The following is an 18353-nucleotide window of genomic DNA, read 5'->3' on the forward strand; positions in this document are numbered from 1 at the left end:
GGATTGCAGCGGCCTCAGACGACATGGATACCGTTCTGCACCCACAGGTGATGGCTCGGATCCTCCTGGGCCGTGTATTGGTTATAGTCGATGCCGTCGGCAGTTTGGTTCCCGACCAGCGCCCAGTTGTCCGTCATGTGAACCGAGTCCTTTTCATCCCCCTTGATGACCAGTGTGTCGTTGCCGGTTTCGGTGATTGCGACCACGTCCGCCAGGTTCAAGGTCAACGCCACCGAGCTGGTGTCGTTGAGGTCGATCACTTCGATGTCGTGGACCCGTCCGACCAGGTTGCCCAGGTCGATGCTGGCATCGCCGCCGCCCCACAGCAGGGTGTCGTTGCCGCTGCCACCCTCGATGCTGGCGAAGTTCTGGTCGACCACCACCAGGGTGTCATCGCCCGCACCACCCAGCAGGGTGATGTGGCCGCCTTGGCTGCCATCGAGGTGGTCATTGCCATCGGTGCCGGCAATCACTTCGCTGGAGGCCACGGCCGCGAGACTGGCCAGTGCCACGCCTTCGTCACCGCTGTCGGCCAGCAGCGAGCTGGTGGCCGTGAAGTTGGCGGCGTTGTCCAGGCTGATGGTCAGGTTGGCGGTGTCGGTGGTGCCGTTGGGGTGGGTCAGCTCGTAGGTGAAGGTTTCATGCTGGCCAATCACCGCATTGGTCAGCCCGGCGTTGAGGGTGTAGGTGTAGCTGCCATCTGCTTGCACCAGCAGGGTGCCGTAGCTGCCCGCCACACTGACCCCGTTGTAGCCCGGGATGGTGTAGGTGTTGGCCGCCGTCATCACACTCAGCACGGTCAATGGCGAGCCAAGGTTGTCGTCGGCCAACAGGTTGCCGGTGACCGCCGTGGCGCCGCTGACCACGAACTCGGTCAGGTGCGTGGTGGTGGCGTTGACGCTGGTGGTGATCGAACTGGCCAGGCCGATGCCGCCCGCGGTGACGCGCACGTGGTAGGTGCCTGCCCCCTGGTTCTGGAACGTGTAGCCCGCACCACCGCCGAGCAGGCTGATCAGCGAGCCGCCGCCGACTGACTGCACCAGCACGTACTGGCCGGTCGCTGGGTTGAGTTTGAGCAGGTCGATGGTGGTGCCATTGAGCAAACTCAGCAAGTTGGTGGAGTTGACCACCACTTGCAGGTTGGCCGTGGTGTCGGCGGCAACGCTGGTGGTGTAGGTGGCCTGGCGTGTGCCGATCAAAGGCAGGCCCAGTGTGCCCAGCGAGGCTGTACTGGTGTCCACCCGGTTGGCCAGGGTGAGGTGGCTGGTGCCGGCGTCGTTGACCGCGTCGAGCACTGTGGCCGGTGCACTGTAGTTGGTGTCGCTCCAGATCTCCGTGGCTTGTGGGCTGTCGATGCGCACATACAGGTTGGCCGCATCGGAGGCGCCGTTGGCATGCAGCAGCTGGTAACTGAACACATCGACCTTGCCGACGCTCGATGGGCTGCCGTTAGGCGTGTAGGTGTAGCTGCCGTCACCGCGGATCACCAGGGTGCCGTACAGGCCCTGCACCGTGGTGGCGCTGCCCGCCGACACATAACTGCCGTTCTTCATCACCTGCAGCACGGCGGCGCTGTCCGGGCCAAGGGCGTCGACGCTGCCGTCGGTGCCAACGTCGGTAATGACGTTGCCGGTTTTTGCCGTGCCGGTGCCGGTGAACTGCGTGAGGCTGGTGGTCTCGATGTCCAGCGTGGTGGTCACGTTGGTGACCAGGCCGATGCCGCCACTGCCGACCGTCAGGCGATAGTCACCGGCCTGCAGCTCGCCGATGTCGACACGAATGCCTTGGCCCAGCGGCAGCAGGATGAGGTCGAGCAGGCCTTGGCTGGTGCCCGTGGCCAAGGTCACCCAGTTGCCGGCAGTGTTCTTCACTTGCAGGGTGAAGGTGGCGTTGTCGAGCAGCGACAGTGCGCTGCTGGTGTTCAGGGTCAGCGTTGGGTCCACGGTGGTGCCGGCACCGACCGTCCAGGTGTAGGTCTTGGTGAAGCCTGCCAGCAAGGTGGTGAAGCTGTCCTGATAGCTGCGCGAGCTGACCACCGGTGCCAGGTTGACCTCGGCGGTCACCAGGTTGTCGCTGGCGATTACTGGGGCGTTGGCATCGACGTCTGGTGCGGTGATGTTGACGTTACCGGACACGTTGCCGCGCCCGTCGCTGAGGGTCACCGACAGCAACTGGCCGTTGTCCTGAGGCGGGCTCAGGGTCACGGTGAAGTTGCCGTCCGGTTGTACCACCGCCGTTTGCAGCACGGTGCCGTTGGCACTGCGCACGGTGACGGTGGCGCCCACTTCGCCGCTACCGGTGAGGGTGCTGCCGTCGGCGCTGATCGCCAGGTTGCCGGCGGCTGCAGGCGGGGTCAGGTCCGGTGCGGTGAGCGCAGTGCCGGTCGAGACATTGCCTGCACCGTCGGTGAGGGTGACGCTCAAGGCCTGGTTGTCGATCTGCGCCGCGGTCAGGCTGACCACGAACAGGCCGTTGCTGCCCACCGTGGCCGTGCCGATGACAGTGCCTGCGCCGTTGCGCACCGTCACGGTGCTGCCGACCTGGCCAGAGCCGCTGACGGCCGTACCGTTGGCGTTGATGGTGGCCAGCGGCGCGGCTGGCGGTGTGGTGTCCGGCGCCGTCACGTTGACGCTGCTGGACAGGTTGCCGATAGGGTCGGACTGGCGCACCACCAGCAGTTGCCCATCGTTTTGCTGTGTGGTCAGGGTGATGGTGAACGTGCCGTCGGCTTGAACCACGGCCGAGCCCAGCGGGCCGTTCGGGCCTTGCACGGTCACAGTTGCACCCGCCTCGCCACGGCCTGTGAGCTCGGTGCCAGCGCCATTGATGAGCAGGTTGGTCGGCGCGGCCGGTGGCTGCACGTCGATGGCGGTGACGCTGGTGCTGCCAGACACGTTGCCTGCCGCGTCAGCCTGGCTCACGCCCAATACCTGGCCGTTGAGCTGCGGGGTATTGAGGTTGATGCTGAACGCGCCACCGGCATTCACTTGCCCAGTGCCGAGCACGTTGTTGCTGGCGTCGCGCACGGTTACCGTGGCCCCGGCCTCACCGGTACCGCTCAGCACCAGGCCGTTGGCAGACAGGCCGGTTACCACCGGGTTAGCCGGTGGCGTGATGTCGGCGGCCTGCACGAAGGTCGGTTGCGATTCGCCGCCCACCAGCGCCACAGCCGTCACGGTCAGGTGCTGGCCGTTGAGCTGCGCCGCGTTCAGTTGCAGGGTGAAGGTGCCATTGAGGGTGGCCCCGCCGGTGCCGATCAGGTTGCCGGCGGCATCGTAGACGCGGATACCGACACCACTCGGCGCATTGCCCTGCAAGGTCAGGCCATCGCTGCCCAGGGTCACATTGGTTGGCGGCACGGGTGGTGCTACCAATGGCGTGACATAGGTCGCGACCGCGGAGGTGTTGAAGCCGTCAGATTGCGTCACCCCCAGCGTAGCCAGAATACCCGCAGGCGGTACCAGCGTGATCTGGAAGTTGCCGGCCGCATCCACTTGGCCAGTGCCCAGCACAGTGCCGCCGCGGCTGACGGTGACGATTGCATTCGGCTCGCCTTTACCGGTCAGCACGTCGAAGGTGTTGTTGATGGCCATGTCCGTGACCACGGCAGGTGGCGAGGTGTCGTTGGTCTGGTAGCTGGCAGGCAGCGAGCTGTTGCCGGCATCGTCGGTGGACACCACAGTCAGCAGTTGGCCGTTGTTTTGGGCTGGGTTGAGGGTGACGGTGAACTGGCCGTTTGCAGGGACTTCCACCTCGCCGACCACATTGTTGTTCGGCCCGCGAACGGTGACGGTGGTACCCGCTTCGGCGGTACCGGTCATCGAGGTGCCGGCGGGGTTGAGCAGCAGGTCGCTCGGCTGTACCGGTGGCGTCAGGTCTGGCGCGGTCACTTGCAGTGGCGCAGACGGGTTGCCGGTGGCGTCCTGGGCGATGAGGGTCAGCACTTCGCCGTTGATTTGCGCCGCGTTCAGGTCGAGCACGAAGGTGCCGTCCGGGTCGACTGAGACCTGGCCAAGCAGGTCGCCCTGGTTGTTGACCACGGTGACCCGTGAGCCGGGTTCGCCGGTGCCGATCAGCTGGGTGCCGCTGTCGTTGATCGTGGCGATCACCGAGGCGGGCGGTGTGATGTCTACTGCCGTGGTCGTGCTGATCGGCGAGATGTTGCCGCGGCCATCGGTCAGGGTCACTTGCAGCACCTGCCCGTTGAGCTGCGCCGAGTTCAGGTTGACCTGGAACGTACCGTCCGCGTCTACCTGGACCGTGCCGATTTGCGTGATGCCGACATAGACCCTAACGGTCGCACCCGCTTCGCCGACGCCGCTGAGCAGATCGCCCGCTGCGTTGAGCCGCAGTTCGGTCGCTGCCTCCGGTGGCGTGAGGTCCGGCGCCCTGACGTTGACCGGCGCACTGATGTTGCCGGGTGGGTCGGCCTGCTGTACCGACAGTATTTCGTAGTTGATCTGCGGCGGTGTCAGTTCGACACGGAAGCTGCCGTCGGCCAGTACGATGCCAGAGCCCAGCACCGCGCCTGCGGCGTTGCTGACGGTGACGGTTGCACCGGCTTCGCCCAGGCCGATGACCACGCTGCCGTCGAGCGAGATGTCGACATCGGTGAGCGCGGCGGGTGGGGTGAAGTCTGGCGTCAGCAGGGTAGCCGCTGGCGACACGTTGCCGGCAGTGTCGGTCTGGGTGAAGCTGAGCAGCTCGCTGTTACCCAATGCCGGGCTGAGGGTCACGGTGAAATGGCCGCTGGCATCGACAGTGGCCCTGCCAACCTCGCTGCCATCTGGCCCGGTGACGATCAACAGCGCGCCGACCTCGCCGCGGCCGGTGAGGGTGATGCCATCGCTGGAAATAGCCAGCTCGGTTGGCGCGGTGGGTGGGGTGGTATCCGGCGCGGTGATTGGGCTGGCAGCCGACTGGTTGCCAGCGGCATCGGTCAGCACGACTTGCACTTGCTGGCCGTTGGCCTGAGGCGCGTTGAGGTCGACCTGGAAGCTGCCGTCGCCACGCACCACCGCAGTGCCTAGTACGCTGCCATCGGCGGCCAGCACGCGCACAGTGCTGCCCGCTTCGCCGGTACCGTTGAGCAGGCTGCCGCCACCGGCAAAGGCCAGGTTCTCGGCGGCATCGGGCGCCACGCGGTCCGGCGCGATAACGCTGATGCTGTTGGATTCGTTGCCGGCGGCATCGGACTGGCTGGCGCTGAGCTGTTCGCCATTGATCTGCGCGCTGCCCAGGTTGATGCTGAAGTTGCCATTGGCATCGACCACCCCGGTGCCGAGGTCGACGCCACCTTCACCGATCACGGAGACGGTGGCACCCGGCTCGCCGCGGCCACTGAGGACCAGCCCATCGCTGGACAGCACGACGTTGGCCAGTGGCACCGGCGCCGTGGTGTCCGGTGCCTGCAGGGTGGCTGGCAGCGACGTGCTGCCATCGGTGCCTACCGCACTCACATGCAGCACTTCGCCGTTGGCCTGGACGCTGCCGAGGTTGACCGTGAAGGTGCCGTCGTTGGCGACCGGGGCTGTGCCCAGCAATACGCCGTTGGGGCCGTAGACAGTGACCGTGCTGCCTGGCGTTGCCGTGCCGGTTACTACCAGGCCATCAGCGGCCAGTACCAGGTTGTCGGGCGTCTCTGGCGCCAGGATGCCCGGTGCGGTGACGGTTTGTGCAGGTGAAACGTTCTGCGCGGCATCGGCCTGCACCACGCTGAGGCTTTCGCCGGTGATGGCGGCAGGTGACAGGTTGACCGTGAAGCTGCCATCGGCGCCCACCGTGGCCGTGCCCAGTGCGGTACCGTCCGGTGCGCGAACGGTGACCGTGGCGTTGGCTTCGCCGGTACCGGTGAGGGTCGCGCCATTGGCGGAGACCGCCAGGTTGGCGACTGCGGCGGGTGGCGTGGTATCGGCTGCGGTGTACGGCGCGGCCGGCGACACGTTGCCTGCGGCATCGGTGGCGGTTACCTGCAAGGTCTGGCCATTGGTCTGGGCACTGTTCAGGGTGACCTGGAAAGTACCGTTGCTGCCAGCTACCGCAGTGCCCAGCACGTTGCCAGAGGCATCGCGCACGGTCACGGTACTGCCGGCTTCCGCACTGCCGGTCAACTGCAGGCCAGTGGCGGCCAAGGCCAGCGCGGTTGGGGCAGGCGGTGGGGTGAAGTCCGGCGCGGTGACCGCCACGGCGGTGGAGGTGTTATTGCCTGCGTCGGTCTGGGTCACGCTCAAGTGCTGGGCGTTGAGTTGAGCGTTGTCCAGGGTCAGGGTGAAGCTGCCGTTGGCGCTTACCAGGCCGGTACCGATGATGGTGCCATCCGGGCCGCGCACGGTGACGGTGGCGCCGGCTTCGCCGAGGCCGGTCAGGGTCAGGCCGTTGTTGTTCAGCACCACATTGGTCAGCGGCGCTGGCGGGGTCAGGTCAGGGGTGGTGACATTGACTGCTGGCGAGGTATTGCCAGCCGCATCCACCTGCGTGACGCCGATGGCCTGGCCGGTGGCTTGCGGGGTATCGAAGACCACCGTGAAGCGGCCATCGGCCCCGACCACGGCCGTGCCGAGTACAGTCCCGGCGGCATTGCGCACCTGGACGGTGGCGCCTGCCTCACCGCTGCCCGACAGCTGCTTGCCGTCCTGGCTCAGTACGGGGTTGCTGATGGCTGCAGGCGGCGTGCGGTCTGGCGTCGCCAGGCTGGCCGGGCCAGAAATGTTGCCGGCGGCGTCGCTGAGCGTGACCTGCAGCGGGCTGCCGCTGGTTTGCGCACTCGGCAGGGTGATCTGGAACTGGCCGAGTTGGTTGACGGTGCCGGTGGCCAGAATGGCGCCGCTGGCATCGCGTACGGTGACGGTGGCACCGGCCTCACCTTCGCCGCTGAGCACGGTGGCCGCGCTGTTGAGGCTGAGGTTGCTGGCCGCCAGCGGCGCCTGCAGGTCAGGGGCCTGCAAGGTGGCTGCGAGCGACACGTTACCGGCCGCATCGGCCTGGGTGACGATCAGGTTCTGGGCATTGGTCAGCGGTGGCGCGAAGCTGATGCTGAACAAGCCATTGCTGCCGACGGTGGCAGTGCCAAGCACGTCGCCTTGGGCATTGACCACACGTACGGTCGCACCCACTTCGCCATGGCCGGTCAGCGTGCTGCCGGTGCGGTCGATGCCATCCACGATCGGGGCGGCTGGTGCAGTGGTGTCATTGGCCACGAGGGTGGCGGGTACCGATGGGTCGCCATCGACCGTGGTGCGCGCGGTGACCACCAAGGTCTCGCCATTGAGCTGGGCATTCTGGAAGAACACCCGGAAGGTGCCATCGCTACCCACCGTTGCCGTGCCCAGGGTAATGCCGCCCGAGGTCACGGTGATCAGTGACCCGACGGTGCCTTGGCCGGTGAGCAGGAAGCCGTCGGCGCTGATGGCAAGGCCGCTTGGGGTAACGGCTTCGGTGCCATCCGGGCCCTCCAGCGAAACGGGGGTGGACTCGTTGCCGGCAGGGTCGATCACCACCACGTCGACGGTTTCGCCCTCCGCCAGTGGCGGCGTGACGGGTACCACGAAGGTGCCGTCCGGCCCGACGGTTTCGCTGCCGCGTTCACTGCCATCCGGGTTGCGGATGACGACTGTACTGCCAGGTTCGGCGCCGCCGCCGACCACGCTGCCATCCGGGCTGACGGTGACCCCCGTGGCCGGGAGCGGGTCGGTGGTATCGGGTGCCGTGACTGTGATGGGCGCAGCGCTGTTGGCCCCGTCGCTGACTGCCACGGTCACGGGTTCACCGTTGGTCTGCGGAGTCGGCAGCGTCACGCTGAAGCTGCCGTCAGGGTTCACCGGCTCGGTGGTCTCGTTGCCGGCTGCATCCCGCACCGTCACCGTCGTTGCGCCCGGCGCGTTGCCGGTCACGGTGGTGCCATCCGGGCTGACCTCCACCTCGGTGGGCAGTGCCGGCGGGGTGATGTCCGGTGCGATGATCTGGGTGGGCAGGGACTCGTTGCCCGCGGCGTCGGTCAAGGTGACCTCCAGCGCCTGGCCATCGAGTTGCGCAGGGGACAACGGCACCGTGAAGTTACCGCCTGCTGGCACAACCACAGAGCCCAAGAGGCTGCCGTCAGGGGCGCGCACTTCGACGGTCGAACCTGCCTCACCGGTACCCTGGATGGCGTTGCCGCCCGGGGTAATGGTAAGCCCGGCCGGCGCGGTGGGTGCGGTGCTGTCGTCGGCCGTGAAGGTGGCCGATGGCGAGGCATTGCCGTCGTTATCGATCAATACCACCGACAGTACTTCGCCGTTGGTCTGGGCGGGTGTGAGGGTGACGGTGAAGGTGCCGTCGCCATTCACCGGGATGGTGCCCAGCAAGTCCCCGGCAGCGTTGCGTACTTCCACGGTGCTGCCGGGTTCGCCCTGGCCGCTGAGTTCCGTGCCTGTCGGGTCCAGGCCCAGGCCTTGCGCGGCTTCCGGTGCCTCAAGGTCAGGTGCGGTCACGAGGGCGGCAGGGGAGTCATTGCCGGCGCTGTCTGCCTGGGTGACCGACAGGGTCTGGCCATTGAGCTGTGGCGGGTCGATGGTCACGCGGAAGCTACCATCGGCCTCGACCACGGCGGTGCCCACGACTGCGCCAGCCGTGCCGGTCACGGTTACCGTCGCACCGGGTTCACCGGTGCCGGTGAGGGTTCGGCCATCAGCGGACAACGTGGTGCCGGTCGGGGTATCCGGTGCCTCGCTGTCGGGTGCCGGCAGGGTGACGGCGGTGGACAGGTTGCCGGTTGGGTCGCGTTGTTCCACGGTCAGTGCCTGGCCGTTGGTCTGCGGCGGGTCCAGGGTGATTTCGAACGCGCCGTTCGCGCCGACCACAACGGTGCCCAGCACGGTGCCATCCGGCGCGCGTACGGTCACAGTTGCATCGGGTTCACCGGTGCCGGTGACGGTCAGGCCCGCGCCGTCGATGGCTACCTCGCCAACCGCTTGCGGTGGCGTGGTATCAGGCGCTGTGAAGTTGACCGGGCCTGCGCTGTTACCGAGGCTGTCGGTGGCGTCCACGGTCAGGCTTTCGCCATTGCGCTGAGGCTGGTTGAGGGTGACGTCGAAGCGGCCGTCACCACCCACCGTGGTGGTGCCCAGAATGGTGCCATCTTCTGCACGCACGGTGATGGTCGAGCCGCTCTGGCCCTGCCCGGTGAGGTGGAGGCCGTTGGTGTCGATGGCCAGGCCCGAAGGCTGCAGCGGGCCGTCCAGGTCGGGCGCGTTGACGGTTGCGGTAGAGGTGTTGCCTGCGGCGTCGCGCAGGGTCACGTCCAGTTCCTGGCCGTCGGTTTGCGGCGGGGTCAGAACCACGCTGATGACGCCATTGGCACCGACCTGGGCGTTGCCCAGCACATCGCCCTGGGCGTTGGTGACCTGCACGGTGGTGCCAGGCTCGCCGCGACCGGTGAGGGTGCTGCCATCGGCGCTCAGTTGCAGGTCGCTGGCCTGGTTCGGCGGGGTGATATCAGGGGCAATGATCTGGGTCGGCAGCGAGTTGTTGCCATCGGCATCGATGGCGACTACATCCAGTGTTTCGCCGTTGGCCTGCGCTGGCGTGAGGCCGATGGTGAAGGCGCCACCAGGGCCGGCCTGGGCACTGCCCAGCACATTACCCTGTGCGTCGCGCACCTCGACCTGCGTGCCCGCAGGGGCACTGCCGCTGATGGACGAACCGTCGGCTGCCAGTACCAGCCCGCTCGGGCTTTCGGGAAGCGGTGCATCAGCAACGATGACGGCAATGCCCACCGACTCATTACCCGCAGCATCGGTTTGCACCAGGACGATGGCCTGGCCTGCCGCCAGCGGCGTTTCGAGGTCAACCACGAAGGTGCCGTTCGGGGCGACGGTGCCGCTGCCGATGACAGTGCCATCGGCATCTTTCACCTCCACTTTGGCGCCGGCTTCGCCGCGACCGGAGACCGCCAGGCTGCCGGCACCCGCGACGACGTCAGTGATGATCGCCGGTGCGGTGATGTCCGCTGCCACGTAACTCAGTGGCACCGAGGTGTTACCCGCGGCATCGACCACGGTGATGGCTAAGGTTTCGCCATTGGCCTGGATCGGGTCCAGGGTGAGGGTGAAGGTGCCGTCGGGCTCGGCGATGGCGCTGCCGATCAGGTTGCCTGACGCGTCGTGGACGTTCACTCGGGCGCCAGGTTCGGCGCTACCGGTCAGGCTGATGCCCTCGCTGAGGACAAGGTCGGTAGGTTGCAGCGGCGCGGCGAGGTCCGGTGTGAGCACCGAGCTCGGTTGCGAGGTATTGCCAGCGGCATCGGTCAAGGTCACCTGCAGGGATGAGCCGTCTGCAACCGAGGAGGGCAGCTGCACGGTGAAGTCGCCACCGGGTTGTACCGTTCCCGTGACCACCACCTGGCCCTGATCGTTGCGAACCTCCACGGTCGCGCCAGGTTCGCCGCGGCCAGAGAGGGTCAGCCCATCATTGCTGACTACCAGGTTGGTGGCTGGCTCTGGTGGCGTGGTGTCGCCATTGTCGATATCCGGTGCGGTAACGCTGCCGGCTGTCGAGGTATTGCCTGCGGTATCGGTGGCCGTGACTTGCAGCTGTTCGCCATCGACCTGTGCCGGGGTAAGGGTGATGCTGAAGGCACCGCTCGGGCCGACCAGAACGCTGCCCAGCTCGGTGCCATCGGCCGCCAGGACCCGCACCGTGCTGCCCACTTCGGCACGCCCGGTGACCACGCTGCCATCGGTGCTGATGGCCAGTTCGGTAGGTGTGACAGGCGCAGTGATGTCCGGTGCGTTGACTTGTACCGGCAGGGACGATGCGCCGGTGCTGTCGATTGCCACTACATCCAGCAGTTCGCCGTTGGCTTGTGCTGGCGTGAGCACGACGGTGAAGGTGCCTTCGGCGCCGACCACCACGCTGCCGACCACGTTGCCGTCAGCATCGTGGACCTCCACGCGGCTGCCGACCGGGGCGGACCCGCTGATGCTGGTGCCGTCTTCGGCGACCACCAGCTCGCTCGGGCTGGCCGGCGCGGTGGTCACAGGGACATCGAATTGCAGGGCTTCGGAGGCGTTGCCGCTTGGGTCGGTCTGCACCAGGCTCAGGCGCTCGCCTGGCAGTGCCGCCGGGTCGAGGTCGATCAGGAAGGTGCCGTTGGCCAATACCGTGCCGGTGCCGATGACCGAGCCAAGGGCGTCACGCACTTCGACGTTGGCCCCCGCTTCGCCACGGCCGCTCAGGGCCAGGCCACCCGTGCCGACCACGATGTCGCTGACGGCAGCCGGCGCGGTGATGTCCGGTGCATCGAATGGCAGCGGGGTCGAGGTGTTGCCGGCGGCGTCCACCAGGCGGATATCCAGCACTTCGCCATTGGCCTGAGCTGGGAACAAGGTGAGGCTGAAGCTGCCATTTTCGTTGACCAGGCCGGTACCGATGATGTCGCCCGCAGCGTCGCGCACCTGCACGGTGGCGCCCGGTTCGCCGCTACCCGTGAGGGTGACGCCGTTGGCCAGTTCCAGGCCGGTAGGCTGCTCTGGCGCTTGCAGGTCTGGCGAGGTCACCGAACCAGGTTCAGAGGCGTTGCCTGCCGCGTCGGTAAGCACCACTTGCAGGGTGCTGCCGTCTTTCACGGCCGGGTTCAGGGTGATCTGGAAGGTGCCATCCGGGTTGACCGAGCCGCTGGCCACGAGGTTGCCCTCGGCATCACGGACTTGCACCGTGGCCCCAGCTTCGCCACGACCATTGAGCTGGCTGCCGGCGAGGGCGATGACCAGGTTGGTGGGTGCGTCTGGTGGCGTGGTGTCGCCGCCGTCGATGTCCGGCGCGGTGACCGTGCCGGCCGTAGAGGCGTTGCCTGCGGCATCTGTGGCGGTGACCTGCAGCACCTCGCCATCGACTTGAGGCGGATCGAGGGTGATGTTGAAGGTGCCAGTCGGGCCGACCAAGGCGCTGCCCAGTTCGGTGCCATCAGCTGCCAGCACCCGCACGGTGCTGCCCGGTTCGGCACGGCCGGTGACGACGCTGCCGTCGGCGTTGATCGCCAGTTCACTCGGCGCAGTCGGCGCGGTGATGTCTGGCGCAAAGATTTGCGTAGGCACGGACGACAGACCGTTGTCATCGATGGCGACCACATCGAGCAGTTCGCCGTTGGCTTGGGCCGGATCGAGCACGATAGTGAAGGTGCTATCGGCACCTGCCACGACACTGCCGATCAGCGTGCCATTGGCATCGTGCACTTCGACACGGGTTCCTGCTGGCGCGTTGCCGGTCAGGCTGGTGCCATCGGCATTGATCGCCAGCTCGCTTGGGCTGGCCGGGGCGGTGATCAGTGGTACGTCGTATTCAAAGGCGACGGACGTGTTGCCGCTCGGGTCGGTCTGTACCAGGCTCAGGTGCTCGCCGGGTTGCGCTGCCGGGTCGAGGTCGATGAGGAAGGTGCCGTTGGCCAAGACAGTGCCGGTGCCGATCACAGTGCCCTCGGCGTCGCGCACTTGCACAGTGGCGCCGGCTTCGCCGCGGCCGCTGAGGACCAGGCCGTCGGAGCCGACGGCAATATTGCTGACGGCAGCAGGCGGTGTGATGTCCGGTGCATCGAATTGGAGTGGGGCAGAGCTGTTGCCGGCGGTGTCCACCAGGCGGATATCCAGCACTTCGCCATTGGCCTGGGCAGGCGTAAGGGTGAGGCTGAAGCTGCCGTTCTCGTTGACCAGGCCGGTACCAATGATGTCGCCCGCAGCGTCGCGCACCTGCACGGTGGCGCCCGGTTCGCCGCTACCCGTGAGGGTGACGCCGTTGGCCAGTTCCAGGCCGGTAGGCTGCTCTGGCGCTTGCAGGTCTGGCGAGGTTACCGAACCAGGTTCAGAGGCGTTGCCTGCTGCGTCGGTCAGCACCACTTGCAGGGTGCTGCCGTCTTTCACGGCCGGGTCCAGGGTGATTTGGAAGGTGCCATCCGGGTTGACCGAGCCGCTGGCTACGAGGTTGCCCTCGGCATCACGGACCTGCACGGTTGCCCCAGCTTCGCCGCGACCGTTGAGCTGGCTGCCGGCGAGGGCGATGACCAGGTTGGTGGGTGCGTCTGGTGGCGTGGTGTCGCCGCCGTCGATATCCGGCGCGGTGACCGTGCCGGCGGTTGAGGCGTTGCCTGCAGCGTCGGTCGCGGTGACCTGCAGCACCTCGCCATCGACTTGAGGCGGATCGAGGGTGATGTTGAAGGTGCCAGTCGGGCCGACCAGGGCGCTGCCCAGTTCGGTGCCGTCAGCTGCCAGCACCCGCACGGTGCTGCCCGGTTCGGCACGGCCGGTGACGACGCTGCCGTCGGCGCTGACTGCCAACTCACTCGGCGCAGTCGGCGCGGTGATGTCTGGCGCAAAGATTTGCGTAGGCACGGACGACAGACCGTTGTCATTGATGGCGACGACATCGAGCAGTTCGCCGTTGGCTTGTGCCGGGTCGAGCACGATAGTGAAGGTGCCATCGGCACCTGCCACGACACTGCCGATCAGCGTGCCATTGGCATCGTGCACTTCCACACGGGTTCCCGCTGGCGCGTTGCCGGACAGGCTGGTGCCATCGGCATTGATCGCCAGCTCGCTTGGGCTGGCCGGGGCGGTGATCAGTGGTACGTCGTATTCAAAGGCGACGGACGCGTTACCGCTCGGGTCGGTCTGTACCAGGCTCAGGTGCTCGCCGGGTTGCGCTGCCGGGTCGAGGTCGATCAGGAAGGTGCCGTTGGCCAAGACAGTGCCTGTGCCGATCACAGTGCCCTCGGCGTCACGCACTTGCACAGTGGCGCCGGCTTCGCCGCGGCCGCTGAGGACCAGGCCGTCGGAGCCGACGGCAATATTGCTGACGGCAGCAGGCGGTGTGATGTCCGGTGCATCGAATTGCAGCGGGGTCGAGGTGTTGCCGGCGGCGTCCACCAGGCGAACGTCCAGCGCTTCGCCATTCGCTTGAGCAGGGCTCAGCGTCAGGCTGAAGCTGCCATCTGCGCCTACGAGTCCGGTACCAATCACAGTGCCCGCAGCGTCGCGGACTTGAACAGTGGCACCCGGTTCACCGCGACCGGTAAGGGTCACGCCTTCGGCCAAGGCCAGGCCTGTGGGTTGGTCTGGGGCTTGCAGGTCTGGCGAGGTGACCGAGCCTGGTTCAGACGCGTTGCCTGCCGCGTCGGTCAGCACCACTTGCAGCGTGCTGCCATCGTTAACGGCTGGATCAAGGGCGATTACAAAATTGCCGTCCGCGCCTACGGTGCCAGTCGCCAGCACATTGCCAGCGGCGTCACGTACCTGCACCGTGGCCCCGGCTTCGCCGCGGCCGCTTAGCTGGCTGCCGGCGAGGCCGATCACCAGGTTGGTCGGTGCGTTGGGTGGGGTGGTGTCCACGCCGTCGATATCCGGCGCGGTGACGGAGCTGGCAGGCGACGTGTTACCAGCAACATCGGTCGCGGTGGCCTGCAACACTTCGCCATCGACCTGAGGCGGGTCGAGGGTGATGTTGAACACGCCGGTTGGGCCGACCAGGGCGCTGCCCAGTTCAGTGCCATCGGCGGCGAGAATACGCACGGTGCTTCCCGGTTCGGCACGGCCAGTTACTACAGTGCCGTTGGCGCTGACGGCCAGCTCACTCGGTGCGGCTGGCGCGGTGATGTCCGGCGCGGTGATCTGCGCAGGCACGGACGACAAGCCGGTGTCGTCAATGGCCACAACATCGAGCAGTTCGCCGTTGGCTTGGGCCGGGTCGAGCACGATAGTAAAGGTGCCGTCTGCACCCGCCACAGCACTGCCAATGAGCGTGCCATTGGCATCGTGCACCTCCACACGGGTTCCAGCGGGTGCGTTGCCGGTCAGGCTGGTGCCATCGGCGTTGATGGCCAGTTCGCTCGGGCTGGCCGGGGCGGTGGTCAGCGGCACATCGTATTCGAGGGCAACGGACGCGTTGCCGCTTGGGTCGACCTGCACCAGGCTCAGGTGTTCGCCAGGTTGTGCAGCCGGGTCGAGGTTGATCAGGAAGGTACCATTGGCAGTGACGACGCCGCGGCCAAGCAGGTTGCCATCCGCGTCGCGCACCTCAACGGTGGCACCCGCTTCCCCGCGACCGCCCAAGGCCAAGCCGCCAGGGCCGACCTGGATGTTACTGACCGCATCCGGTGGGGTGATGTCCGGCGCATTGAACTGCAGGGCAGCGGAGCTATTGCCAGCGGCATCGACCAGGCGGATATCCAGGGCTTCGCCATTGGCCTGCGCAGGGCTCAGCGTCAGGCTGAACGTGCCATCCGCGTTGACCAGCCCGGTACCGATCACAGTACCGGCAGCGTCGCGTACTTGTACGGTGGCGCCAGGTTCGCCGCGGCCGGTGAAGGTGATGCCATCAGCTAGGGCAAGGTCGGTGGGTTGCGCAGGTGGCAGTAGGTCTTGCGAGGTGACCGAGCCCGGTTGAGAAACGTTGCCCGCCGCATCGGTCAGTGTCACTTGCAGGGTGCTGCCGTCGATGACGGCAGGGTCCAGCGTCAGCAGGAAGGTGCCATCTGCACCCACGGTGCCAGTGGCCAGGACATTGCCGGCGGCGTCGCGCACCTGCACGGAGGTGCCTGCTTCGCCACGGCCAGTCAGTTGGTGGCCGGCGAGGCCGATTACCAGGTTGGTGGGTGCGTCGGGTGGCGTAGTATCGCCGCCGTCGATATCCGGTGCGGTGACGGAGCTGGCGGTGGAGGTATTGCCAGCGGCATCGGTAGCCGTGGCTTGTAGAACCTCCTCATCAACTTGAGGCGGGTCGAGGCTGATGTTGAACACGCCAGTCGGCCCGACCAGGGCGCTGCCCAGTTCAGTGCCATCGGCGGCGAGAATACGGACGGTGCTACCCGGTTCGGCACGGCCGGTAACAACGGTGCCGTTAGCGCTGACCGCCAGTTCACTCGGTGCGGCTGGTGCAGTGATGTCCGGTGCGGTGATTTGTGCCGGCAGGGATGACAGGCCGGTGTCATCGATGGCGACGACATCGAGCAATTCACCGTTGGCTTGCGGTGGTGTGAGTTCAATGGTGAAGGTGCCATCTGCGCCGGCAATGGCGCTGCCAATCAGTGTGCCATTGGCATCGTGCACTTCCACGCGGCTGCCCGCTGGCGCGGTACCGGTCAGGGTGGTGCCATCGGCATCGATGGCCAGGTCGCTTGGGCTGGCCGGGGCGGTGGTTTGAGGTACGTCGTATTCAAGGGCAACGGAAGTGTTGCCGCTTGGGTCCGTCTGCACCAGGCTCAGTTGCTCGCCTGGTTGGGCAGCCGGGTCAAGGTCAATCAGGAAGGTGCCGTTGGCCAAGACAGTGCCGGTACCAATCACATTGCCGTTGGCATCGCGGACTTCCACGGTGGCCCCGGCTTCGCCGCGCCCGCTGAGGGCCAGGCCACCAGCGCCGACCACGATATTGCTGACGGCATCAGGCGGAGTAATGTCCGGCGCATCGAATTGCAGTGGGGTCGAGCTGTTACCAGCGGCGTCCACCAGACGAATATCCAGCGCTTCTCCGTTCGCTTGAGCCGGGGAGAGCGTCAGGCTGAAGCTGCCATCTGCGCCCACAAGCCCGGTGCCAATCACAGTGCCCGCAGCGTCGCGTACTTGCACGGTGGCGCCAGGCTCGCCGCGACCCGTGAGGGTCACGCCATCGGCCAGGGCCAGGTCAGTCGGCTGCGCAGGTGGCAGCAGGTCTTGGGAGGTGACCGAACCTGGCTGCGAAACGTTGCCCGCGGCATCGGTCAAGGTCACTTGCAGGGTGCTGCCGTCGATCACGGCAGGATCAAGGGCGATTACAAAACTACCGTCCGCGCCTACGGAGCCAGTGGCCAGGACATTGCCGGCGGCATCACGCACCTGAACCGTAGTGCCCGCTTCGCCTCGGCCAGTCAGCTGATGGCCAGCAAGGCCGATCACCAGGTTGGTCGGTGCGTTGGGTGGCGTGGTGTCCACGCCGTCGATATCCGGCGCGGTGACGGAGCTGGCAAGCGACGTGTTACCAGCAACATCGGTCGCGGTGGCCTGCAGTACTTCACCATCGACCTGAGGCGGGTCGAGGGTGATGCTAAACACGCCAGTGGGTCCGACCAGTGCGCTGCCCAGTTCAGTGCCATCGGCGGCGAGAATACGAATGGTGCTTCCCGGTTCGGCACGGCCAGTTACTACAGTGCCGTTGGCGCTGACGGCCAACTCACTCGGCGCGGCTGGTGCAGTGATGTCCGGCGCGGTGATCTGTGCGGGCAGGGACGACAGGCCGGTGTCATCGATGGCGACGACATCGAGCAGTTCGCCGTTGGCTTGCGGTGGCGTGAGTTCAAGGGTGAAGGTGCCGTCGGCACCGGCAATGGCGCTGCCGATCAGGGTGCCATTGGCATCGTGCACTTCCACGCGGCTGCCCGCTGGCGCGGTACCGGTCAGGGTGGTGCCATCGGCGTCGATGGCCAGATCGCTCGGACTGGCGGGAGCGGTGGTCTGAGGTACGTCGTATTCAAGGGCAACCGAAGTGTTGCCGCTTGCGTCGGTCTGCACAAGGCTCAAGTGTTCGCCGGGTTGCGCTGCTGGGTCGAGGTCGATCAAGAACGTACCATTGGCCAATACAGTGCCTGTGCCAATCACATTGCCGTTGGCATCACGCACTTCCACAGTGGCCCCGGCTTCGCCGCGACCGCTCAATACTAGACCTCCAGCGCCGACCACGATGTTGCTGACGGCATCAGGCGGAGTGATATCCGGTGCATTGAATTGCAATGGGGTCGAGCTGTTGCCAGCGGCATCCACCAGACGGATGTCCAGTGCTTCACCATTCGCTTGGGCAGGGCTGAGCGTCAGGCTGAAAGTGCCATCTGCGTTGACCAGTCCGGTACCTATCACAGAGCCTGCGGCGTCGCGCACTTGAACAGTGGCACCTGGTTCGCCGCGACCGGTAAGGCTCACGCCTTCAGCCAGGGCCAAATCAGTCGGTTGTGCTGGTGGCAGCAGGTCTTGCGAGGTGACCGAGCCAGGCTGCGAAACGTTGCCTGCCGCATCGGTCAGGGTCACTTGCAGGGCGCTGCCATCGATCACGGCAGGGTCGAGGGTCAGCAGGAAGGTGCCATCTGCACCCACAGTGCCAGTCGCCAGGACATTGCCGGCGGCATCACGCACCTGAACGGTAGTGCCCGCTTCGCCACGGCCAGTCAGTTGGTGGCCAGCGAGACCGATTACCAGATCAACAGGTGCGTCTGGCGGTGTGGTATCGCCGCCGTCGATATCCGGCGCGGTGACGGAGCTGGCGGTTGAGGTGTTGCCAGCGGCATCGGTAGCCGTGGCTTGTAGAACCTCCCCATCAACTTGAGGCGGGTCGAGGCTGATGTTGAACACGCCAGTCGGCCCGACCAG

The 18353-nt window shown here is 66.4% G+C and carries 1 protein-coding gene; it reads right to left on the reverse strand.

Annotation, left to right across the window (positions count from 1 at the left end; all coding sequences use genetic code 11):
- Nucleotides 1-14 precede the first annotated feature (14 nt).
- Nucleotides 15-18353, reverse strand: an 18339-nt coding sequence (locus D886_RS0119535) for a BapA/Bap/LapF family large adhesin (protein WP_033694287.1), incomplete at its 5' end; no start/stop codon positions are given.

Source organism: Pseudomonas sp. LAIL14HWK12:I7 (genome assembly GCF_000483465.1).
Classification (GTDB): Bacteria; Pseudomonadota; Gammaproteobacteria; order Pseudomonadales; family Pseudomonadaceae; genus Aquipseudomonas; species Aquipseudomonas kermanshahensis.